This is a genomic window from Streptomyces corynorhini (assembly GCF_003346515.1).
Classification (GTDB): Bacteria; Actinomycetota; Actinomycetes; order Streptomycetales; family Streptomycetaceae; genus Streptomyces; species Streptomyces corynorhini.
This window is the reverse complement of the sequence record NZ_QQNA01000157.1, coordinates 1-21667: the sequence shown is the minus strand read 5'-3', so window position 1 is coordinate 21667 and position 21667 is coordinate 1. Positions and strand designations below refer to the sequence as shown.

Here is a 21667-nt window from a genome sequence, read left to right as displayed (position 1 = left end):
ACCGAATCCGTACGCATCGGCCACCGACGCTCTACGGTGCGGGGTGCCCGCCGGGCCGCCGGGCGGCTCAGCCCTCCGCGACCGCCGGGCGCTGCAGCCGGTCGCCGCTCGCCAGGATCGCGGCGGCCAGCGCGTCCGCGGCCTCCCGGGTTGTTGTACCGCCGCGTTCGCGGCCGTGGTCCCGGGCGGCGTGGTCCCGGGCGTGCAGCAGGACGAAGTCCACCTCTCCCAGCTCGGGCAGGAGCCTCGTGCGCACCGGCACCAGCCCCGGCGGGATCAGCCCGCGGGTGTGGGCCATGACGCCCAGCCCCGCGCGGGCGGCCGCGATCAGCCCGCTCAGGCTGGCGCTCGTGCACGCCACGCGCCAGGGCCTGCCGTGTGCCTCCAGCACCTCCAGCGCGCGGGCCCGGGTGAGCGCGGGCGGCGGGAACGCGATCAGCGGCACCGGCCGGTCGGGGTCGAGCCGCAGCCGCGGAGCCCCGATCCAGGCCAGGGAGGACTGCCAGACGAGCCGGCCGTGGGTGTCGCCCGGCCGCCGTTTGGCCAGCACCAGATCGAGCAGCCCGGCCGCCAGCCGCTCGTGCAGGATGCCGGACAGCTCCACCGTCAGTTCGAGATCGACCTCCGGGTGGTCGCGCCGGAAGGACTCCAGGATCTCCGGGAGCCGGGTGAGGACGAAGTCCTCGGAGGCGCCGAACCGCAGCCGGCCGCGCAGCCGGGTGCCGCCGAAGAACGCCGCGGCCCGGTCGTGCGCGGCCAGGATCGACCGGGCGAAGCCCAGCATGGCCTCCCCGTCCTCGGTCAGCTCCACGCTGTGCGTGTCCCGCGTGAACAGCGGCCGTCCCGTCGCGTCCTCCAGCCGCCGCACATGTTGGCTCACCGTGGACTGGCGCAGCCCGAGCCGACGGGCCGCCTGCGTGAAGCTCAGCGTCTGGGCCACGGCGAGGAAGGTGCGCAACTGCCCGGGGTCGTACATGCCGCCAGCCTACGCCGTTATCACGTGACACGATGGCAGTGAGAGCGGTGTACGGGATTCCCGATCAAGCCGACCAGGTGGAGCATGGGGAGGCACGATCCGCGGCCACCGCGCGATCCGCGCCGCCCGGACAGACCACCCCCGTAGCCAGCAGCCCGTAGTGGAGCACATGAACCGCCGCACGACGCCCGCACCGCCCGCCTCCGCGCCGCCCGCAGCCGGGCCGCCCGGGTCCGCCGCGCCGCCCGACGGCTCCCCGCCGCCGACCGGGCCGCCGCACCGGCCGCCGCACCGGCTCCGGCTCCGGCTGCCGTCCTGGCTGCCCCTCGACCCGTACGTACTGGCGCTCCTCGCGACCGTCGGCCTCGCCTCGCTCCTGCCCGCCTCCGGCCACGCGGCGGACATCGCGGGCGGCGCGTCGACCGGTGCGGTGGGGCTGCTGTTCTTCCTCTACGGCGCGCGGCTGTCCACCGGCGAGGTGGTCGAAGGGCTCAAGCACTGGCGGCTCCATGTCACCGTCCTCGCCTGCACGTTCGTGGTCTTCCCGCTGCTGGGGCTGGCCTCGGCCGGTCTCGTGCCGTACGTCCTGACCCCGCAACTGCAGGCCGGGGTCCTGTTCCTGTGCCTGGTGCCCTCGACCGTCCAGTCCTCCATCGCCTTCACCTCGATCGCCCGGGGCAACGTGCCCGCCGCGATCTGCGCGGGCTCCTTCTCCAGCCTCGTCGGCATCGTGATCACCCCGCTGCTCGCGGCGCTGCTCATCGGCGGCGCGGCGGTCGGCGTCTCGGTGGACTCGCTCCTGCGGATCGTGGCGCAGCTGCTGCTGCCGTTCCTCGCGGGCCAGTTGCTGCGCCGCTGGATCGTCGGGTTCCTCGTCCGGCACAAGCGGGTGCTCGGTCTGGTCGACCGGGGTTCGGTGCTGCTGGTCGTCTACACGGCCTTCAGTGAAGGCGTGGTCACGGGCATCTGGCACCAGGTGACCCCCGTCCGGCTCGCGGGTCTGCTGGCCGTGGAGGCCGTGCTGCTCGCGGCGATGCTCGCGGTCACCTGGTACGGCGGGCGGCGGCTCGGCTTCGACCGGGCCGACCGGATCGCCGTCCAGTTCGCCGGGTCGAAGAAGAGCCTGGCGGCGGGGCTGCCGATGGCGACCGTCCTGTTCGGGGCGGGGGCGAGCCTCGCGGTGCTGCCGCTGATGCTCTTCCACCAGATGCAGCTGATGGTCTGCGCGGTGATCGCCAAGCGCCGCTCGCGCGACGCCGAGGCCCCGGACGCCGCCGAGCGGGCCGGGAGCCCGGACACGGTGGCAGCCGGGGCGGCGGCCCGTACGGCCTGAGTGCGGCGGCCGGTACGGCCCGGGTCCGTCAGGTGTCGCCCCCGGCGTCGGCCGCGACCGGCGCCCAGTCCGCGCCGATCATGGTCCGGACCGCCGAATCGACCAGCGCGTCGGCCGTCTCGCGGGTGGGTTCCCCCAGGCGGCCGTCGAGCAGCAGTGAGGTGAGCCCGTGTACGAGGGCCCATACGCCGATCTTGAGCGTGTCGCGGTACCCGGGAGCCGCGAAGCCGGCGATCCGTCTGGTCACGACGGCCTGTGCCGCGTCGGAGGCCGCGATCACCTCGGGCAGGCTCACGCAGACATGCCCGAACATCAGACGGAACAGACCGGGGTGTTCGAGCGCGTAGTGCACCGTGGCGCGGGCCATCGGCGCCACCGCGTCCGCCAGGGCCGCCGGTGGAGAGGCCGCCCGCACCGAGCCGGCGTCGCCACGCTCCGTGCCCGCGGACGACGCGGCCTCAAGGCACGCGGTGAGTTCGGTGAACCCGTGCGAGGCCAGCGCGGCGAGCAGCGCCTCCTTGTCCCGGTAGTGGCGATAGGGCGCGTTGGCGGACACTCCGGCGTCCCTGGCCACCGCCCGCAGGGACAGCGCGTCGACTCCGTCGGCGTCCAGCAGACGCAGGGCGGACCGCAGCAGTGCGTCCCGCAGGTCGCCGTGGTGGTAGCTCCGCCGATCGAATGTTGACACTGCACACTTCCTTGGGTGATGGTTGACGCCGTACACATTCTGCCGGACCCGACGGCGGAAGCGCATGGACGGAGTGCTCCGGATGCCCGGAATCGGTGATCGGCTCCTTCTCGCGAGTGGCCTCAGCCTGCCCAACAGGCTGGTGAAGGCGGCGATGGAGGAGAACCTGGCGGACGCCGGGCAGCTGCCCGGCGACCGGATGGCCGAGCTGTACCGGCGCTGGGCACGGGGCGGTGCCGGGTTGCTGATCACCGGCCACGTCATGGTCGACGGCCGCTCCCTCGCCCATCCGGCCGATGTCGTCCTCCAGCAGGGCACGCCGCTCGCACCGTTCACCCGCTGGGCGGAGGCGGCGCGGCACGGCGGCGGGCGGGTGCTCATGCAGATCAACCACCCCGGCCGGGTGATCTACTCGGACATGCCGGGACAGGCTCTGTCCGCCTCCGACGTCGCGGTGAACGCCGGGCGCTACTCCCGGCTGTTCGCCCGGCCGCGCCCCATGACCGAGGCCGACCTGGAACAGGTCGTCTCCCGGTTCGCCGCCACGGCCGCACGGGCGGCCGAAGCCGGGTTCCACGGTGTGCAGGTCCACGCCGCCCACGGCTATCTGCTCGCCCAGTTCCTCTCCCCGCTGACCAATCGGCGTACCGACCGCTGGGGCGGGGACCTGGAGAACCGGGCACGACTGCTCATGGAGGTGCTGCGCGCCATTCGCGCCTCGGTCCCGGCGGACTTCGCGCTGGCCGTCAAGCTCAACACCGCCGACTTCCAGCGGGGCGGTTTCGAGGAGACGGACGCCGCCCGGATCGTGGCGGAACTGGCCTCGGCCGGCTGCGACCTGGTCGAGCTGTCCGGCGGCTCGGTCGAGAGCCTGGCCACCCACGGACACTCCGCCGACGGCCGCACCCTGGCTCGGGAGGCCTACTTCCTCGAACTGGCCGCCGACATCATCCGCACCGCGCCACTGCCCGTCATGATCACCGGCGGAGTACGGCGGCGAGAGGTGGCTCAACGCGTCCTCGACCAGGGCGGATCGCTGGTCGGGATGGCGACCGCCCTGGCGTACCGGCCCGACCTCCCCGAGCGGTGGCTGCGCGGCGAGGACGCCGACTTCGAGCCGGTGCCGGTGCGCTGGAAGGACAAGACGATGTCCGCCGGCGCCACCCAGGCCATGGTGGTCCACCGGCTCCACCGACTCGGCCGGGGCCGGGACGGGCACCGTTCCCCGTCACCCGCCGTCGCCCTGGCCCGCGACCTGCTCCAGCGCCGGCGCGCGCTGCGCCGCTACCGGCGCTGGTACGCCGGGTGGAGCCACCCGGCGCCGAGCGTCCCCGGTGTACTGGGCCGCCCGTAACAGCCCGCGCGCGGAGCGCGGTTCACCCGGCCCCGTACCCGCCGCCCCGTACCGCCGCCCCGTACTCCCGCCCTGTACCTCCGCCCATCCGGCCTCCCGCCGTCGTTCGAAGGAATCCCTCGGTATGTACGACTATCGCGGCACCACCACGCTCGTCACCGGAGCGTCCAGAGGGATCGGCAGCGCCTGTGCGCGCGCCCTCGCCCGTCGTGGCTCGAACCTGGTCCTGGTGGCCCGTTCGGCCCCGGCGCTCGACCGGCTCGCCGGTGAGATCCGGGCCGAGCACCCGGTGAACACCCTGGTGCTCGACGCGGATCTCGCCGACCCGGCCGGGCCCGGGACCGTCGCCGACGCGCTGCGCGAGCGGCATGTGAGCGTCGATCTCCTGGTCAACAACGCGGGAACGGGCTCCGTCGGCCCCTTCTTCGGCCGTCCCTTCGAGCAGAGTCTGCGGTCGGTCGACGTCAATGTCACCGGCCTGATGCGGATGACCCGACTGATCGGGGCGGACATGCTCGAACGCGGCTCGGGCGGGATCATCAACGTCGGTTCCACCGCGGCGTTCCAGCCCATGCCGTACCAGGCGAGCTACTCCGGGACGAAGGCGTTCGTCCTGTACTTCACCGAGGCGCTCGCGCAGGAGCTGCGCGGCACCGGAGTACGGGTCATGGGCGCCCACCCCGGCGCGACCGGAACCGGTTTCTTCGACAGCACCACCGCCGTCATGGACCCCAGGGTCACCGACAGCCCCGAGTCGGTCGCCGAGCGGACCCTGGACGACTTCGCGCGCGGCAGGGCGGCCTCGTACCCCGGCCGGGCGCTCCACCGCTGGACCACGTGGGTGCCGCGGCTGCTGCCCCGCACGGCCGTCACACGCGCCGTCGCGGTGGTCAACCGCAAGGCGGGATTCCACGAGGTCCAGGACGTCATGAGCGGCCCGGCGTCCTGACGTCCCTGCCGTACGGCGGGCGGGGACGCTCACACCTCGCTGTGCAGGGCGATCCGCTCGTCGCCCGCGTACACGTTCATCGACGGGCCGCGCAGGAAGCCCACCAGGGTCAGCCCGCTCTCGGCGGCCAGGTCGACGGCGAGCGACGAGGGCGCCGAGACCGCGGCCAGCACCGGGATCCCCGCCATCACGGCCTTCTGCGCCAGCTCGAACGAGGCGCGGCCCGAGACCAGCAGGATCGCCCGGGACAGCGGCAGCAGATCCTGCCGCAGCGCCCGGCCGACCAGCTTGTCGACCGCGTTGTGCCGCCCGACGTCCTCGCGGATGTCCAGCAGCTCGCCCTCCTCGGAGAAGAGCGCCGCCGCGTGCAGCCCCCCGGTCCTGTCGAAGACCCGCTGCGCCGCCCGGAGCCGGTCGGGGAGGCCGGCGAGCAGAGCGGGTTCGACCAGGACCGGGGGAGTGTCGGCGATCGGGAAGCGGGCCGTGGTCCGTACGGCGTCCAGGCTGGCCTTGCCGCACAGCCCGCACGAGGAGGTCGTGTAGACGTTGCGCTCCAGCGTGATGTCGGGCACCGGCACCCCGGGCGCGAGCTGTACGTCGACCACGTTGTACGTGTTCGAGCCGTCCTCCTTCGCCCCGGCGCAGTACACGATGGACCGTACGTCCGTGCTCGCCGCGAGCACCCCCTCGCTCACCAGGAACCCGGCGGCCAGCGCGAAGTCGTCACCGGGGGTGCGCATCGTGATGGCGAGGGGCTTGCCGTTCAGCCTGATCTCCAGCGGCTCCTCGGCCACCAGGGTGTCGGGCCGCGCGGAGACGACCCCGTCCCTGATCCGGATGGTGCGGCGGCGCTCGGTGACCCGTCCCATGGTGATCAGTCCTACTCGTCGACGTGGTGCTGCCGTGTGTCACTCATTGTCCGGCACCCCGGAGATCCCGCGCCCGGACCCACCCGTGCTGTCTACAGTATGGAGTTCCGCGCGACAAGACATCCGGCCGGTACGGACCCCTCCGGCCGGGGCACGGGCCGCGCAATCGGCCCGGTTGAAGATCTTCCCAAAGGTGCGATCCGGTTCCTAGAGTTCGCGACCATGACCCCACCTCTCGCCCCCGCCGGATGGAGCCGCTGGCTGGTGCCGCCCGCCGCGCTGTCGGTCCATCTCTCCATCGGGCAGGCATACGCATGGAGCGTCTTCAAGCCGCCCCTCGAATCCGCGCTGAACCTCTCCGGTACCCAGAGCGCGCTGCCCTTCCAGCTCGGCATCGTGATGCTCGGGCTCTCCGCCGCGTTCGGCGGCACCCTCGTGGAGCGCAACGGGCCGCGCTGGGCGATGACGATCGCCCTGTGCTGTTTCTCCTCCGGCTTCCTGCTGGCCGCGCTCGGCGCCTTCACCGAGCAGTACTGGCTGATCGTGTTCGGTTACGGATTCGTCGGCGGGATCGGCCTCGGCATCGGCTACATCTCGCCGGTCTCCACTCTGATCAAGTGGTTCCCCGACCGGCCGGGGATGGCCACCGGCATCGCCATCATGGGCTTCGGCGGCGGCGCGCTCATCGCCTCGCCGTGGTCCGCGCAGATGCTCTCGTCCTACGGCTCCGACAGCCGGGGCATCGCCTTCGCCTTCCTGACGCACGGGCTGGTGTACGCGGCGTTCATGACCCTCGGCGTGCTGCTGGTCCGGGTCCCGCCGCCCGGCTACCGGCAGCAGGCGCCGGAGGTTCCGGACGCCGTGGCGGTTCCGGCGCGCGGGGCCGTACCGGCCGCCGGGCCCCGGGTCTCGGCGCGGTCGGCCGTGCGCACCCCGCAGTTCTGGTGCCTGTGGGTCGTCCTGTGCATGAACGTCACGGCGGGCATCGGCGTCCTGGAGAAGGCCGCCCCGATGATCACGGACTTCTTCGCGCGGACGGACACCCCGGTCTCGGTCTCGGCGGCGGCCGGATTCGTGGCGCTGCTCTCCGCCGCCAACATGGCGGGCCGTATCGGCTGGTCCTCCACCTCGGACCTGATCGGCCGCAAGAACGTCTACCGGGTCTATCTGGGCGCCGGGGCGGTGATGTATCTGCTGATCGCCCTGTTCGGGGACGCGTCGAAGCCGCTGTTCGTCATCTGCGCGCTGGTGATCCTCTCCTTCTACGGAGGCGGCTTCGCCACCATCCCCGCCTATCTCAAGGACCTCTTCGGCACCTACCAGGTCGGCGCGATCCACGGCCGGCTGCTCACCGCCTGGTCCACCGCGGGAGTGCTCGGCCCGCTCATCGTCAACAAGGTGGCGGACAGCCAGGAGGCGGCGGGAAAGAGCGGCGCGGGGCTGTACGGTCTTTCGTTCGCCATCATGATCGGCCTGCTGGCCGTCGGCTTCGTGGCCAACGAACTCGTCAGGCCCGTACACCCGCGTCACCACGTTCCCGACCCGAAGGAGACAGCCGATGACCAGGTCAGCAGCGCCACCGGCCGCACCGTCTGAACACCGCCGTACCGGTCTGATCGTCTTCGCCTGGCTTTGGGTGGGGATCCCGCTGGCGTACGGTGTGTACGAGTTGATCCTCAAGGCGGCTCAGCTTTTCACCCGATGATGTGGACTCTCCAAACCGCACGGGAGAATCCTGTTGGTTCACCTGCACCCGTACCGGCGAGTCGGTGACAAGACTGGAGCATTCCTGACGTCGAAACAGAGGGGGTCCCGGGCATGACCGGCACTCGTATCGCCGCGCTCGGGCACTATCAGCCCGCCAAGGTGCTCACCAACCACGATCTGGCGGCGATGGTCGACACCAGCGACGAATGGATCAGCAGCCGGGTCGGCATCAAGACCCGGCACGTGGCGGGCCCGGACGAGCCGGTGGACGAGCTGGCGGCGCACGCCGGCGCCAAGGCGCTGGCCGCCGCGGGGCTGGGCCCCGAGGACATCGACATGGTGCTGGTCGCCACCTCCACCGCTATCGACCGCTCACCCAACACGGCGGCGCGGGTCGCGGCCCGGCTCGCCATGGGCTCGCCCGCCGTGATGGACATCAACGTCGTGTGCGCGGGCTTCACCCACGCCCTGGCCACGGCCGACCACGCCGTACGGGCGGGCTCGGCGACCCGGGTGCTGGTCATCGGCGCGGACAAGATGGCCGCGATCGCCGACTGGACGGACCGTACGACCTGCGTCCTGCTCGGTGACGGCGCGGGCGCGGCGGTCGTCGTGGCGACCGGGCCCGACGAGGAGCCGGGGATCGGCCCGGTGCTCTGGGGCTCGGTGCCCGAGATGGGGCACGCCGTGCGGATCGAGGGAACCCCGCCGATCTTCGCGCAGGAGGGGCAGTCGGTCTACCGCTGGGCCACCACGCAGCTGCCGCCCATCGCCCGCAAGGTCTGCGAGCGCGCCGGGATCACCCCGGAGGAGCTGGGCGGGGTCGTGCTGCACCAGGCCAATCTGCGGATCATCGAGCCGGTCGCCCAGAAGATCGGCGCGGTCAACGCCGTGATCGCCCGGGACGTCGTGGACTCCGGCAACACCTCCGCCGCCTCGATCCCGATGGCGCTGTCCAAGCTGGTGGAGCGCCGGGAGATCCCGGAGGGCGCTCCGGTGCTGCTCTTCGGCTTCGGCGGCAACCTCTCGTACGGCGGCCAGGTCGTCCGCTGCCCCTGACGCCCGGGGCGGGCTCGCCACCGGGGCCGTGCCGGTGCCCGTGGGGGCACCGGTCATCGGCGGCGGTGGGCACCGGCCGCGACATCGAACGGAATTCGAACGCCAACCAAGGCTCTTCGCCGGTCGGTAGACTGTAGACGATAACCAATGTCTGGATTCGTCACTCCCGGCACGGCGGCACCGCCGTCGTGCCCACGGTCGGCCAGGAGGGGGACAGCGATGTTGTCCGCGAAGTTGGCACAGGGTTCTCTGCCCAAGCTCGAACGCCCGGGTCCGCTGCGTGAGCGCGTGTACGAGGCTCTGCTCGAACTGATAACGACCCGGGCGCTCCAGCCGGGCCAGCATCTGGTCGAGAGCGAACTCGCGGGCCACCTCGGGGTCTCCCGGCAGCCCGTGCGCGAGGCGCTGCAGCGCCTCAACACCGAGGGCTGGGTCGATCTGCGCCCGGCCCAGGGCGCGTTCGTCCACGAGCCGACCGAGGACGAGGCGGACCAGCTGCTCACGGTCCGTACGCTCCTGGAGGCGGAGGCCGCCCGGCTGGCCGCGGCGGACTCCGGTACGGCGGGCATCGCCGCGCTGGAGGAGCTGTGCGCCGACGGGGAGCGGGCCGTGGCGGACGACGACGTGGACCGGGCGGTCGCCGCCAACGCCGCCTTCCACGCCAAGGTCATGGAGCTGGCGGGCAATGTCGTGCTGGCGGAGCTGGCCGCGCAGGTCGACCGCAGGGTCCGCTGGTACTACACACCGGTCGCCCGGCAGCGCGGCAAGGACTCCTGGATCGAGCACCGGCAGCTGATCGCCGCCATCGCCGCGCGGGACGAACAGCGTGCGACCGAGGTCATGAAGGCACACACGGAACACACCAGAACCAGCTACCACCAGCGCGAACGCACCTGATCGCGACGGGAGTCGGCGGCCTTCCCCGGCCGTGACCGGCGCCGGAGAACTCCTGGGCCGCCCTGCGCGTGACGCGGGGCGGCCCTCCCTTTGTCCTCGGTGTGGAGAAAGTTGGGATGGATTCACGCGCAACTTCTTCCCCCTGCGGGCAAGCGCTGCTACGTTCCCTCAAAAGCCCGGGACACACCTCCGGGTCACCGCACAGACCAAAAGGCCGGCCGGGAAGGCGGGGAGGGGCGCGTGAGACGCATGACGGCACGACCTGCCAACGCGCACCAGGCGCGACTGCTCAGGCTGTTGCGCGACGGCGGTCCCAACTCCCGTGCGCAGCTCGGCGATCAGGTGGACCTCTCCCGTTCGAAGCTCGCCGTCGAGGTGGACCGGCTGCTGGAGACCGGCCTGGTGGTCGCGGACGGACTCGCCGCCTCGCGCGGCGGCCGGCGCTCCCACAACATCCGGCTCGCGCCCGCCCTGCGTTTCCTCGGCGTCGACATCGGCGCCACCTCCATCGATGTCGCCGTGACCAACGCGGAGCTGGAGGTGCTGGGCCATCTCAACCACCCCATGGACGTCCGCGAGGGACCGGTCGCCGTCTTCGAGCAGGTGCTCGCGCTGGCCGCCAAACTCAAAGTCTCCGGTCTCGCCGAGGAGTTCGACGGAGCGGGCATCGGGGTCCCGGGCCCGGTCCGCTTCCCCGAGGGGGTCCCGGTCGCACCGCCGATCATGCCCGGCTGGGACGGGTTCCCGGTCCGCGAGGCGCTCAGCCAGGAGCTGGGCTGCCCAGTCATGGTCGACAACGATGTGAACCTCATGGCGATGGGGGAGCAGCACGCGGGCGTCGCCCGCTCCGTGGGCGACTTCCTCTGCGTCAAGATAGGCACCGGTATCGGCTGCGGCATCGTCGTCGGCGGCGATGTCTACCGGGGCACCACCGGCAGCGCCGGTGACATCGGCCATATCCAGGTCGAGGCCGACGGCCGGGCCTGCGCCTGCGGCAACAAGGGCTGCCTGGAGGCGTACTTCAGCGGCGCCGCGCTCGCCCGCGACGCCGAGGAGGCGGCCCGCGAGGGCCGTTCACCCGAACTGGCCGGGCTGCTGGAGTCGGCCGGCCGGCTCACCGCCGTGGACGTCTCGGCCGCCGCGGCGGCCGGTGACCCCGTCGCCCTCGAACTCATCCGGGCGGGCGGGAACCGGGTCGGCCAGGTCATCGCCGGACTCGTCAGCTTCTTCAACCCGGGGCTCGTGGTGATCGGCGGCGGGGTGACCGGCCTCGGCCACACCCTGCTGGCCAGCGTCAGGACCCAGGTCTACCGGCAGTCGCTGCCGCTGGCCACCGGCAATCTCCCCATCGTCCTGGGGGAGTTGGGCCCGACCGCCGGAGTCACCGGCGCGGCCCGGCTCATCAGCGACCACCTCTTCTCGCCGGCCTGACGGCCGGTGGCGCTCCACCTGTTCCACCCGCTCCACCCGCGCGACCCGCACCGCCCGCTCCACCCGCACCGCCCGCTCCACTCGCACCGCCCGTACGTCCCGCGCCATCCGTAGTACGTGTGCCACCGCACCACCCCGAGTACCCGCACGAGCCGCGCCATCACAACGAGCCGCACGAGCCGCACCAGCCGCACCCGCACGAGCCGCATCCGCACCACCGCACCGCTCCGCCGCACCTGGTTCCGCCCGCTCACACCACCCCGCTCCTCCTTCAGCCTGCCCGCTCACCGGCCGCATCCGCCGAGGGGATACGCCATGGCACCCACTCCACCCACGACCCCGCTGCTCACCATGTCCGGCATCACCAAGACCTTTCCCGGGGTCCGCGCCCTCGACGGTGTGGACCTGGAGGTCGAGGCGGGCGAGGTCCACTGTCTGCTCGGCCAGAACGGCGCCGGGAAGTCCACACTCATCAAGGTGCTCGCCGGGGCCCACCAGCCCGACGACGGTGTGATCAACTGGCGCGGCGAAGAGGTCACACTGAAGTCGCCGATCGCCGCGATGCGGCTCGGCATCGCCACCATCTACCAGGAACTCGACCTGGTCGAGGGCCTGTCGGTGGCCGAGAACGTCTTCCTCGGGCACGAACCGACCACCGCCGGGTTCGTCGTGCGGGGCCGGGAGGCCAGGAGCGCGGCGACCGCGCTGCTGGCACGCCTCGGCCACCCGGAGATCCGGGCGCACCAGTTGGTCGGCTCGCTCTCCGCCGCCCAGCAGCAGATCGTCTCGATGGCCCGCGCGCTCTCCCACGACGTCCGGCTCATCGTGATGGACGAGCCGTCCGCCGCCCTCGACCCCGACGAGGTCGACAATCTCTTCCGTACGGTCGCCACCCTCACGGCCGACGGAGTGGCCGTCATCTACATCTCCCACCGGCTGGAGGAGATCCGGCGCATCGGCGACCGGGTGACCGTCATCAAGGACGGGCGGACCGTGGCGGTCGCCCTGCCCGCGAAACAGACCCCGACCCGGGACGTCGTCGCGCTGATGACCGGCAGGAACGTCGAGTACGTCTTCCCCGAGCGGCCCGCCGCGACCGCCGCCGGCGCGCCGCGGCCCGAACCCGTCCTGCGGGTCGAAGGGCTCTCCAGGGAAGGGGAGTTCGCCTCTCTCGACCTCGAAGTGCGGCCCGGTGAGATCGTCGGCCTGGCCGGGCTCGTCGGCTCGGGGCGCTCCGAGATCCTGGAGACGGTGTACGGGGCGCGCAAACCCACCACCGGCCGTGTCCTGGTCGACGGTGTCCCGCTGCGGCCGGGCAGTGTCCGCGCCGCCGTCCGCGCCGGGCTCGGGCTCGCGCCCGAGGAGCGCAAGGCCCAGGGCCTGCTGATGCTCGAATCGGTCACCCGCAACGTGTCGGTCTCCTCACTGCCCCGCTTCGCCCGGGGCGGCTGGCTCGACCGCTCGGCCGAGCGCGCCGCGGCCCAGCGGGCGACCAGGGAACTCTCCCTGCGCCCGGACAACCCGGACGCCCGGATCCGTACCCTCTCCGGCGGCAACCAGCAGAAGGCGGTGCTCGCGCGCTGGCTGCTGCGCGGCTGCCGGGTGCTGCTGCTCGACGAACCGACGCGCGGCGTCGACGTGGGCGCCCGTGCCGAGCTGTACGCCGTGATCCGGCGGCTGGCCGACGAGGGGCTCGCCGTACTGCTCGTCTCCAGCGAGGTCCCCGAAGTGCTGGGCCTCGCCGACCGGGTGCTGGTCCTGCGCGAAGGGCTGGTCGTCCACCGGGCACCGGCGCGCGAGCTGGACGAGCACCGAGTCCTCGACCTTGTGATGGAAGGGAGCCCGACACCATGAAACAGCCTGCCTCCGAGGCGCGGCAGGGCGGGCCCGACGCCCCGGCCACGCCCGATCCGACCCCGTCGTCCGCCGCCTCCGACGCGTCCGCCAAGTCCACCGAAGAGAAAAAGGGGTGGCGCGCGCTCGGGCTGCGGCTCGACGTCCGCAACCTCTCCCTGCTCGGGGTGCTGGCCGCCCTGATCGTGGTCGGCGGCATCACCAAGCCCGACCAGTTCCTGGACACCAACAACCTCCAGCTGGTGCTGACCCAGGCGTCGGTCATCGGTGTGGTCACGGTGGGCATGACCTTCGTCATCACCAGCGGGGGCATCGACCTGTCGGTCGGCGCCATCGTGGCCCTCGCCTCGGTGTGGGCCACCACGCTGGCCACCCAGGAGTTCGGGTTCGCCGGCATCCTCTTCACCGCCGTCCTGGTGGGGCTCGGCTGCGGGCTGGTCAACGGTGTGCTCATCGCGTACGGCGGGATGGTGCCGTTCATCGCGACGCTCGCGATGCTCGCCTCCGCCCGCGGCCTCGCCTTGATGATCACCGACGGGAAGACCCAGATCGTCACCGTGACCTCGGTGCTCGACCTCGGCGTCCCGGACTCCTACGTGCTGGGCATCCCGCCGCTCGTGCTGGTCTTCGCGGCCGTCACGGTCGTCGGCTGGCTGATCCTCAACCGTACGACCTTCGGCCGCCGCACCATCGCCGTGGGCGGCAATCCGGAGGCCGCGCGGCTGGCCGGTATCGATGTCCGCAGGCAGCGGCTGTACCTCTACCTGTTCTCCGGGCTCTGCTGCGGCATCGCCGCGTTCCTGCTGATCATCCTGGCCGGCTCGGGACAGAACACCAACGGGAACCTGTACGAGCTGGACGCCATCGCGGCGGCGATCATCGGCGGCACCCTGCTCAGCGGTGGCCGCGGCACGATCATCGGCTCCGTCCTCGGGGTCCTCGTCTTCACCACCATCACCAACATCTTCGCTCTGAACAATCTCCAGAGCGACGTTCAGCAGATCGCCAAGGGCGCCATCATCGTCGCCGCCGTACTGGTCCAGCGCCGCACACTGCGCAACGGCGAGGTCTGACGCTCCGTCAGCAATCGCACCCGCACCTCCCGCCCTACCCGAAGGGTTGAACCGCCATGCCAGAAACCAGTCGCAGAGGACTTCTTTTCGGCACCGCCGCCGTCTCCGCCGGCGTTCTCCTCACCGCCTGCACCAGCAATGAGCCCAAGGAGGCCGCGGCCACCGACACCGGGCCCGTCGCCTCGGACGACAAGCCGGGCAAGGCCGTCACCATCGGCTTCGCCGGACCCCAGGCCGACCACGGCTGGCTGAACGCGATCAACGACCAGGCCAAGTCGCGGGCGAAGAAGTACTCGGACGTCACGCTGGACATCACCGAGGGCTCCAACGACATCGCCGCCCAGATCGGCCAGGTCGAGACGCTGATCAACAAGAAGGTCGACGTCCTGGTGATCCTGCCCGCCGACGGCAAGGCCCTCACCCAGGTCGGGCTGAAGGCCATGCGCGCCGGTATCCCGGTCATCAACCTGGACCGGATCTTCTCCAACCCGCAGGCGTTCCGCGCCTACATCGGCGGCGACAACTACGGCATGGGCGTCAGCGCCGGCAACTACATCGGCCAGAAGCTCAAGGGCAAGAAGGACGCCAAGGTCATCGAGCTGGCCGGGATCGACGGCCTGGAGCTGACCCAGCAGCGCTCCAAGGGCTTCGACGACGCCCTGAAGAACTACCCGAACATCAAGAAGGTCGCCCGCCAGGCCGCCGACTTCACCGTCGAGTCCGGCCAGGCCAAGATGGCCCAGCTGCTCCAGGCGCAGTCCTCCTTCGACGCCCTGTGGAACCACGACGACGACCAGGGCGTGGGCGCGCTGCGCGCCATCCAGCAGGCGGGCCGCGACGACTTCCTGATGGTCGGCGGCGCCGGAGCCAAGGCGGCGATGGACGCCATCAAGGCCGACAACAGCGTGCTCAAGGCGACCGTCCTCTACCCGCCGACCATGGCCGCCTCCGCCATCGACCTGGCCCGCACCCTCGGCCAGTCCAAGGGCATCAGCGGCCTGGCGGAGCTGGAGATCCCCGCCCAGGTCACGCTCTACTCGGCCGTGGTCGACAAGGACAACGTCGACCAGTACCTCCCCACGGGCTTCCGCTGACCGGCCCCGGCCGGACCAGCGGCCGAGCCGTCCCCACTGTGCGAGATGACGAGGAGTTATCCGGATGACCCCCAGTCCCACGGAAGCGTCCGAGCGAGCAGCCGGTCCACCGCCCGCACTCGGCATCGGCATGGTCGGATACGCGTTCATGGGTGCCGCCCACTCACAGGGCTGGCGCACCGCAGGACACGTCTTCGACCTGCCGCTGCGGCCGGTACTCGCCGCGGTCTGCGGCCGTGACGAGACCTCCGTCAGGGCCGCCGCGGCGAAACACGGCTGGGCCGCCGCCGAGACCGACTGGCGGCGGCTGATCGCGCGCGACGATGTGCAGGTCGTCGACATCTGCACCCCGGGGGACAGCCACGCGGAGATCGCCATCGCGGCCCTGGAGGCGGGCAAGCACGTCCTGTGCGAGAAGCCGCTCGCCAACTCGGTGGCCGAGGCCGAGGAGATGGTCAGGGCGGCGGAGGCGGGCCGGGCCCGCGGGCAGCTGTCGATGGTGGGGTTCAACTACCGCCGGGTGCCGGCCGTCTCGTACGCCAGGAAGCTGATCGAGGACGGCAGGATCGGCACGCTGCGCCATGTGCGGGTCACCTATCTGCAGGACTGGCTGGCCGATCCGCTGGCCCCGCTCACCTGGCGGCTCAAGCGGGAGCGCGCCGGGTCCGGGGCGCTGGGGGACCTGGGGGCGCACATCGTCGACCTCGCGCAGTTCCTGACCGGGGAGCCGCTGGCCGGGGTCTCGGCGCTCGCGGAGACCTTCGTACGGGAGCGGCCGGTGCTCGGCGGGCCGAGCGCCGGGCTGACGGGGGCCGCGGGCAGCGCGTACGGGCCGGTGACCGTGGACGACGCGGCGGTGTTCACCGGCCGGCTCGCCTCGGGCGCGCTGGCCACCTTCGAGGCCACCCGGATGGCCTCGGGGCGCAAGAACGCGCTGACGCTGGAGATCAACGGTGAGCGCGGCTCGCTCTCCTTCGATCTGGAGCGGCTCAACGAGCTGTCGTTCCACGACCACGCGGAACCGGCGGCCTCGGCCGGTTTCCGCCGGATCCTGGTCACCGAGCCGGAGCATCCCTATCTGGAGGCGTGGTGGCCGCCGGGCCACGGGCTCGGCTACGAGCACACCTTCGTCCACCAGGCGCGCGATCTGGTGACGGCGATCGCGACGGGGACCGATCCGGCGCCGTCCTTCGCCGACGGGCTCCAGGTGCAGCGGGTGCTCGCCGCCGTGGAGGAGAGCGCGGCGAAGAACGCCGTGTACACCCCCGTACCGCCCCCGTCGGAAACCCCTGCCTAGGAGGAGAACCGCATGCCCCGTCCCTTCACGCTGTTCACCGGCCAGTGGGCCGATCTTCCCCTGGAGGAGGTGTGCCGGCTCGCCCGTGACTTCGGTTACGACGGGCTGGAACTCGCCTGCTGGGGCGACCACTTCGAGGTCGACAAGGCGCTCTCCGACCCGTCGTACCTGGAGGGCAGGCACCAACTGCTCGACAAGTACGGGCTCAAGTGCTGGGCGATCTCCAACCATCTGGTGGGCCAGGCGGTCTGCGACCACCCCATCGACGAGCGCCACCAGGGCATCCTGCCCGCCGGTATCTGGGGCGACGGCGAGGCGGAGGGCGTCAGACAGCGCGCCGCCGCCCGGATCAAGGACACCGCTCGTGCGGCGGCCGCCTTCGGCGTCGACACCGTCATCGGCTTCACCGGGTCGTCCATCTGGCATCTGGTCGCGATGTTCCCGCCCGTGCCGCCCGGCATGATCGACCGCGGGTACGAGGACTTCGCGGAGCGCTGGAACCCGATCCTGGACGTCTTCGACGCCGAGGGGGTGCGCTTCGCCCACGAGGTCCATCCCAGCGAGATCGCCTACGACTACTGGACCACGCACCGCGCACTGGAGGCGGTCGGCCACCGGCCCGCGTTCGGGCTCAACTTCGACCCGAGCCACTTCGTCTGGCAGGACCTCGACCCGGTCGGGTTCCTCTACGACTTCCGCGACCGGATCTACCACGTCGACTGCAAGGAGGCGCGCAAGCGCCTCGACGGCCGCAACGGGCGCCTCGGCTCCCATCTGCCCTGGGGCGATCCCCGGCGCGGCTGGGACTTCGTCTCCGCCGGTCACGGCGACGTGCCCTGGGAGGACGTCTTCCGGATGCTGCGGTCGATCGACTACCAGGGCCCGGTCTCCGTCGAGTGGGAGGACGCGGGCATGGACCGGCTGGTCGGGGCCCCCGAGGCCCTCGCCGACCTCAAGCGCTTCGACTTCGACCCGCCGTCGGCGTCCTTCGACGCGGCGTTCGGCGGGGACCGGTAGCCGCCTCGCGACCTGACCGGACTCCGGACGGGCGGGAGACCGCCCGTCCGGAGTTCCGGCGACCGTCTTTGTCCTGCGCCTGGGGAAAGTTCCACTTCACCCCTGCGCAAGGTCTTTCGGTCCGGGACGAACCCGGCTACCGTCCATTGAGGTGTACAGGACATGGCTGGTCGTGGGACGCGACCGGCCGGCACCACGAAAGAGTCGCTCTCCGATGTGACGGCGCACGTCGGTGACACAGCCACCCGGAGGCGGGGCGCGGGACGCGCACCTCCCTCAGGGCATGGCACCCGCACGTACGAACAGCCCACTGTGGAGGACTTTCGTGCCCAGAAAACGCCCCAGAGCCAGATCCCTTCTCGCACTCCTGACGGGCGCCGTGCTCGTGGGATCGAGCCTCGGAGCCGCACCCGCCCTCGCCCACGATCCGGGGCCCGTGCCCTCGGAGGAGAGCTTCCAGCAGGTCACCCTCGCCAAGGGCGCCGACGAGGTGGGCGAGCCGATGTCCCTCGCCGTCCTGCCGGACCGCCGGGTGCTGCACACCTCGCGCGACGGCACACTGCGCATCACCGACGCGGGTGGCGACACCCAGGTGGCCGGCCGGCTCGACGTCTACAGCCACGACGAGGAGGGCCTCCAGGGCGTCGGAGTCGACCCGGACTTCGCCGAGAACCGGGCCGTCTACCTCTACTACGCGCCGAAGCTCGACACCCCGCCGGGCGACGCCCCGGAGAACGGCACCGCCGCCGACTTCGCGCCCTTCGACGGATACAACCGGCTCTCGCGCTTCACCCTGAACGAGGACGGCACCCTCGACAACGCGAGCGAGAAGAAGGTCCTCGACGTCGCCGCCACCCGGGGCACCTGCTGCCATGTCGGCGGCGACATCGCCTTCGACGCGGACGGCAACCTCTATCTGTCGACCGGCGACGACACCAACCCGTTCGCCTCCGACGGATACACCCCGATCGACGAACGCTCCGACCGCAACCCCGCGTTCGACGCCCAGCGCAGCTCCGGCAACACCAACGACCTGCGCGGCAAGGTGCTGCGCGTCAAGGTCGCCGAGGACGGCTCGTACACCGTCCCCGAGGGCAACCTCTTCGCCCCCGGCACCGACAAGGCCCGGCCCGAGATCTACGCGATGGGGTTCCGCAACCCGTTCCGCATCTCGGTCGACCAGCAGACCGGTGTCGTCTACGTCGGTGACTACGGGCCCGACGCCGGTGCCTCCTCCCCGACCAGGGGACCGGCCGGAATGGTGGAGTTCGCCCGGGTCACCGAGGCCGGGAACTACGGCTGGCCGTACTGCGTGGGCAAGAACGAGCCGTACATCGACTACGACTTCGCCACCAAGGCGTCCGGCGCGGCCTTCGACTGCGCGGCCCCCAAGAACACCTCGCCGAACAACACCGGACTCGTCGACCTGCCGCCCGCCCAGCCCGCCTGGATCGACTACGACGGCGACAGTGTGCCCGAGTTCGGCAACGGCTCCGAGTCCCCGATGGCCGGTCCGGTCTACCGCTACGACGAGAACCTCGACTCCCCGGTGAAGTTCCCCGAGGCGTACGACGGCGACTTCTTCGCGGGCGAGTTCGGCCGCCAGTGGATCAAGCGCATCGAGCAGGACGACGACGGAACGGTCGGCACCATCAACCCGTTCCCGTGGTCCGGCACCCAGGTCATGGACATGGAGTTCGGCCCCGACGGCGCGCTCTACGTACTCGACTACGGGCTCTCCTGGTTCGGCGGCGACGAGCACTCCGCGCTCTACCGCATCGAGAACGCCACCGGGGGCAAGTCCCCCATCGCGGTGGCCGCCGCGAACAAGACCTCCGGCACGGCCCCGCTGAAGGTGAACTTCTCCTCGGCCGGTACCTCGGACCCCGACGGTGACGCGCTCTCCTACGCCTGGGACTTCGGCGACGGCGGCACCTCCACCGAGGCCGACCCGGTGTACAAGTACAAGAAGAACGGCACCTACACCGCCCGCCTCACGGTCACCGACCCCACCGAACGCACCGGCACGGCATCGGTACGTGTGGTCGTCGGCAACACCGCGCCCACCGTGAAGCTCGAACTCCCCGCCGACGGAACACTGTTCAACTTCGGTGACACCATCCCGTTCAAGGTGAAGGTCACCGACCCCGAGGACGGCACGATCGACTGCTCCAAGGTCGTCGTCCGCTACATCCTCGGCCATGACAACCACGGCCACCCGATCACCTCCACCAACGGCTGCGAGGGCACGATCACCGCGCCCGCCGACACCGAGCACGACCCCAACGCCAACATCTTCGGAGTGATCGACGCCGAGTACACCGACGGCGGAGGCGGCGGGCAGGCCCCGCTCACCAGCCACGGTCAGGCCCAGCTCCAGCCCCGCCACCGGCAGGCCGAGCACTTCACCGGCTCCTCCGGCGTCTCGGTCATCTCGAAGGCCGCGGCCAACGGCGGCAAGACCGTCGGTGACATCGACAACGGCGACTGGATCTCCTTCAAGCCGTACAACCTGACCGGGTCCAAGACCCTCACCGCCCGGATCTCCTCCGGCGGCGCGGGCGGCTTCCTGGAGGTGCGCACCGACTCCGCGAACGGCAAGCTGCTGGGCTCGGCGCCGATCCCCGTGACCGGTTCGTGGGAGACCTTCCAGGACATCGACGTACCGCTGCGCTCCGTACCCAAGAAGACCACCGAACTGTTCCTCGTCTTCAAGGGGGGCTCCGGCGCGCTCTTCGACGTGGACGACTTCACGATCTCCGAGAACGCGCCCGGCAAGACCGAGAAGCGGGTCCTGGTCTTCTCGAAGACCGCGGGCTTCCGCCACGACTCGATCCCCGAGGGCGTCGCCGCGCTCAAGGAGCTGGGCAAGACGACCGGCATCACCGTCGACTCCACCGAGGAGCCCGGCCAGTTCACCACCAACAACCTGGCCAGGTACGACGCGGTGGTGTTCCTCTCCACCACGGGTGACGTCCTGAACTCCGCCCAGCAGACGGCCTTCGAGAACTTCGTGACCACCGGCGGCGGCTACATGGGCGTGCACGCCGCGGCGGACACCGAGTACGACTGGCCCTTCTACGGGGGCCTGGTGGGCGCCTACTTCGACTCCCACCCGGCGATCCAGAAGGCCACCGTACGGGTCGAGGACAAGAGCCACCCGGCCACCGAGCACCTCGACGACGAGTGGCAGCGCACCGACGAGTGGTACAACTACCGCACCAACCCGCGTGACCAGGCCCGGGTCCTCGCCACCCTGGACGAGACCACCTACCAGGGCGGCAACATGAAGGGCGATCACCCGATCGCCTGGTGCCAGACCTACGAGGGCGGCCGGTCCTTCTACACAGGCGGCGGTCACACCAAGGAGTCCTACGCCGACCAGGCGTTCCGCCAGCACCTGCTCGGCGGGCTGCGCTACGCGGCCGGTCAGGTGAAGGCCGACTGCAAGCCGCGCACCGGCTACCGCTCCCTGTTCAACGGCAAGACCCTGGAGGGCTGGAAGCAGGCCGGACCCGGCACGTTCGACGTCGTCGACGGCGAGCTGCGCACCGAGGGCGGCATGGGGCTGCTCTGGTACCAGGCCAAGGAGTTCCGGTCCTACTCGCTGAAGCTCGACTGGAAGATGGAGGGCGACGACAACTCCGGTGTGTTCGTGGGCTTCCCGCCCTCCGAGGACCCCTGGTCCGCGGTGAACAACGGATACGAGGTGCAGATCGACGCCACCGACACCCCCGACCGCACGACCGGCGCGATCTACGGCTTCAAGTCCGCCGACATCAAGGCACGGGACCGGGTCCTGCGCCCGCCGGGCCAGTGGAACAGCTACGAGATCAAGGTCGAGGGTGAACGGCTCCGGATCTTCCTCAACGGTGTGAAGATCAACGACTTCACCAACACCGACCCCGCCCGCAGTCTCACCAGCGGACACATCGGCCTCCAGAACCACGGAGCCGACGACAACGTGTCGTTCCGCGACATCCAGCTCAAGGAGCTGCCCTCCTAGGCTGTCGAAAGCTCCGACAGCCCCGGGCGGCCCGTCAGCCGGCGGCGGGCGGGGAGGCGCCGT

17 protein-coding genes are annotated in these 21667 nt (G+C 71.2%); 14 read left to right on the top strand and 3 right to left on the bottom strand.

Features of this window, described 5'->3' with window-relative positions:
- Positions 1-67 precede the first annotated feature (67 nt).
- Complete coding sequence (locus DVH02_RS20045) at positions 68-976, bottom strand: LysR substrate-binding domain-containing protein (protein WP_114625209.1); 909 nt, start codon at positions 974-976, stop codon at positions 68-70.
- Positions 977-1145: 169 nt separating this feature from the next.
- On the opposite strand from DVH02_RS20045, the gene DVH02_RS20040 reads away from it, so the two are divergent.
- On the top strand, positions 1146-2309 hold the full coding sequence (locus DVH02_RS20040) for a bile acid:sodium symporter family protein (protein WP_114625208.1): 1164 nt from the start codon (positions 1146-1148) through the stop codon (positions 2307-2309).
- 28 nt (positions 2310-2337) lie between these two features.
- Here DVH02_RS20040 and DVH02_RS20035 read toward each other — a convergent pair whose 3' ends face one another.
- A complete protein-coding gene (locus tag DVH02_RS20035; protein WP_158575916.1) occupies positions 2338-2997 on the bottom strand; it encodes a TetR/AcrR family transcriptional regulator in 660 nt (219 codons plus the stop codon).
- An 82-nt stretch (positions 2998-3079) separates the two neighbouring features.
- On the opposite strand from DVH02_RS20035, the gene DVH02_RS20030 reads away from it, so the two are divergent.
- Positions 3080-4351 (top strand): oxidoreductase, encoded by a 1272-nt coding sequence (locus DVH02_RS20030; RefSeq protein ID WP_114625220.1) that lies wholly within the window; start codon positions 3080-3082, stop codon positions 4349-4351.
- A gap of 124 nt (positions 4352-4475) precedes the next feature.
- Entirely contained in the window at positions 4476-5300 is an 825-nt protein-coding gene (locus tag DVH02_RS20025; RefSeq protein ID WP_114625206.1) for an SDR family NAD(P)-dependent oxidoreductase, read from the top strand.
- A gap of 29 nt (positions 5301-5329) precedes the next feature.
- Here DVH02_RS20025 and fdhD read toward each other — a convergent pair whose 3' ends face one another.
- Entirely contained in the window at positions 5330-6169 is an 840-nt protein-coding gene (gene fdhD, locus DVH02_RS20020; protein ID WP_114625205.1) for a formate dehydrogenase accessory sulfurtransferase FdhD, read from the bottom strand.
- A 222-nt stretch (positions 6170-6391) separates the two neighbouring features.
- On the opposite strand from fdhD, the gene DVH02_RS20015 reads away from it, so the two are divergent.
- The 11 genes from DVH02_RS20015 (at position 6392) to DVH02_RS19965 (ending at position 21604) form a co-directional block, all read left to right on the top strand.
- Positions 6392-7765 carry an OFA family MFS transporter gene (locus DVH02_RS20015; RefSeq protein WP_114625204.1) on the top strand — a complete coding sequence of 458 codons (1374 nt, stop codon included), beginning with the start codon at positions 6392-6394 and terminating at the stop codon, positions 7763-7765.
- The gene (locus tag DVH02_RS37250) at positions 7728-7874 is read left to right on the top strand and encodes an MFS transporter small subunit (RefSeq protein WP_456113495.1); all 147 of its coding nucleotides are present in this window, start codon (positions 7728-7730) and stop codon (positions 7872-7874) included. The genes DVH02_RS20015 and DVH02_RS37250 overlap by 38 nt, the downstream gene beginning before the upstream one ends.
- Positions 7875-7987: 113 nt before the next feature.
- Entirely contained in the window at positions 7988-8935 is a 948-nt protein-coding gene (locus DVH02_RS20010) for a beta-ketoacyl-ACP synthase III (RefSeq protein ID WP_114625203.1), read from the top strand.
- Between the two features lie 219 nt (positions 8936-9154).
- Positions 9155-9832: a GntR family transcriptional regulator gene (locus DVH02_RS20005; protein WP_114625202.1), complete on the top strand. Its 678-nt coding sequence runs from the start codon at positions 9155-9157 to the stop codon at positions 9830-9832.
- Positions 9833-10081: 249 nt separating this feature from the next.
- Entirely contained in the window at positions 10082-11263 is a 1182-nt protein-coding gene (locus DVH02_RS20000) for an ROK family transcriptional regulator (protein ID WP_114625201.1), read from the top strand.
- 315 nt (positions 11264-11578) lie between these two features.
- Entirely contained in the window at positions 11579-13117 is a 1539-nt protein-coding gene (locus DVH02_RS19990) for a sugar ABC transporter ATP-binding protein (protein WP_114625200.1), read from the top strand.
- Positions 13114-14190: an ABC transporter permease gene (locus DVH02_RS19985; protein WP_114625199.1), complete on the top strand. Its 1077-nt coding sequence runs from the start codon at positions 13114-13116 to the stop codon at positions 14188-14190. Before DVH02_RS19990 ends, DVH02_RS19985 begins: the two co-directional genes overlap by 4 nt.
- A 56-nt stretch (positions 14191-14246) precedes the next feature.
- Complete coding sequence (locus tag DVH02_RS19980) at positions 14247-15284, top strand: substrate-binding domain-containing protein (RefSeq protein ID WP_114625198.1); 1038 nt, start codon at positions 14247-14249, stop codon at positions 15282-15284.
- Positions 15285-15348: 64 nt separating this feature from the next.
- On the top strand, positions 15349-16581 hold the full coding sequence (locus tag DVH02_RS19975; protein ID WP_114625197.1) for a Gfo/Idh/MocA family protein: 1233 nt from the start codon (positions 15349-15351) through the stop codon (positions 16579-16581).
- A 12-nt stretch (positions 16582-16593) separates the two neighbouring features.
- The gene (locus DVH02_RS19970; RefSeq protein WP_114625196.1) at positions 16594-17598 is read left to right on the top strand and encodes a sugar phosphate isomerase/epimerase family protein; all 1005 of its coding nucleotides are present in this window, start codon (positions 16594-16596) and stop codon (positions 17596-17598) included.
- Between the two features lie 283 nt (positions 17599-17881).
- On the top strand, positions 17882-21604 hold the full coding sequence (locus DVH02_RS19965) for a ThuA domain-containing protein (RefSeq protein ID WP_114625195.1): 3723 nt from the start codon (positions 17882-17884) through the stop codon (positions 21602-21604).
- The last annotated feature ends 63 nt before the right edge of the window (positions 21605-21667 follow it).

Excerpts from the sequence above, each read along its gene's own strand:
- DVH02_RS19965 (WP_114625195.1), top strand. The coding sequence starts at position 17,882 with ATGGCACCCGCACGTACGAACAGCCCACTGTGGAGGACTTTCGTGCCC.
- DVH02_RS19975 (WP_114625197.1), top strand. The coding sequence starts at position 15,349 with ATGACCCCCAGTCCCACGGAAGCGTCCGAGCGAGCAGCCGGTCCACCG.
- DVH02_RS20015 (WP_114625204.1), top strand. The coding sequence starts at position 6,392 with ATGACCCCACCTCTCGCCCCCGCCGGATGGAGCCGCTGGCTGGTGCCG.
- DVH02_RS20030 (WP_114625220.1), top strand. The coding sequence starts at position 3,080 with ATGCCCGGAATCGGTGATCGGCTCCTTCTCGCGAGTGGCCTCAGCCTG.
- DVH02_RS19990 (WP_114625200.1), top strand. The coding sequence starts at position 11,579 with ATGGCACCCACTCCACCCACGACCCCGCTGCTCACCATGTCCGGCATC.
- DVH02_RS20040 (WP_114625208.1), top strand. The coding sequence starts at position 1,146 with ATGAACCGCCGCACGACGCCCGCACCGCCCGCCTCCGCGCCGCCCGCA.
- DVH02_RS19985 (WP_114625199.1), top strand. The coding sequence starts at position 13,114 with ATGAAACAGCCTGCCTCCGAGGCGCGGCAGGGCGGGCCCGACGCCCCG.
- DVH02_RS20010 (WP_114625203.1), top strand. The coding sequence starts at position 7,988 with ATGACCGGCACTCGTATCGCCGCGCTCGGGCACTATCAGCCCGCCAAG.
- DVH02_RS20025 (WP_114625206.1), top strand. The coding sequence starts at position 4,476 with ATGTACGACTATCGCGGCACCACCACGCTCGTCACCGGAGCGTCCAGA.
- DVH02_RS19980 (WP_114625198.1), top strand. The coding sequence starts at position 14,247 with ATGCCAGAAACCAGTCGCAGAGGACTTCTTTTCGGCACCGCCGCCGTC.
- DVH02_RS20045 (WP_114625209.1), bottom strand. The coding sequence starts at position 976 with ATGTACGACCCCGGGCAGTTGCGCACCTTCCTCGCCGTGGCCCAGACG.
- fdhD (WP_114625205.1), bottom strand. The coding sequence starts at position 6,169 with ATGGGACGGGTCACCGAGCGCCGCCGCACCATCCGGATCAGGGACGGG.
- DVH02_RS19970 (WP_114625196.1), top strand. The coding sequence starts at position 16,594 with ATGCCCCGTCCCTTCACGCTGTTCACCGGCCAGTGGGCCGATCTTCCC.
- DVH02_RS20000 (WP_114625201.1), top strand. The coding sequence starts at position 10,082 with ATGACGGCACGACCTGCCAACGCGCACCAGGCGCGACTGCTCAGGCTG.
- DVH02_RS37250 (WP_456113495.1), top strand. The coding sequence starts at position 7,728 with ATGACCAGGTCAGCAGCGCCACCGGCCGCACCGTCTGAACACCGCCGT.
- DVH02_RS20005 (WP_114625202.1), top strand. The coding sequence starts at position 9,155 with ATGTTGTCCGCGAAGTTGGCACAGGGTTCTCTGCCCAAGCTCGAACGC.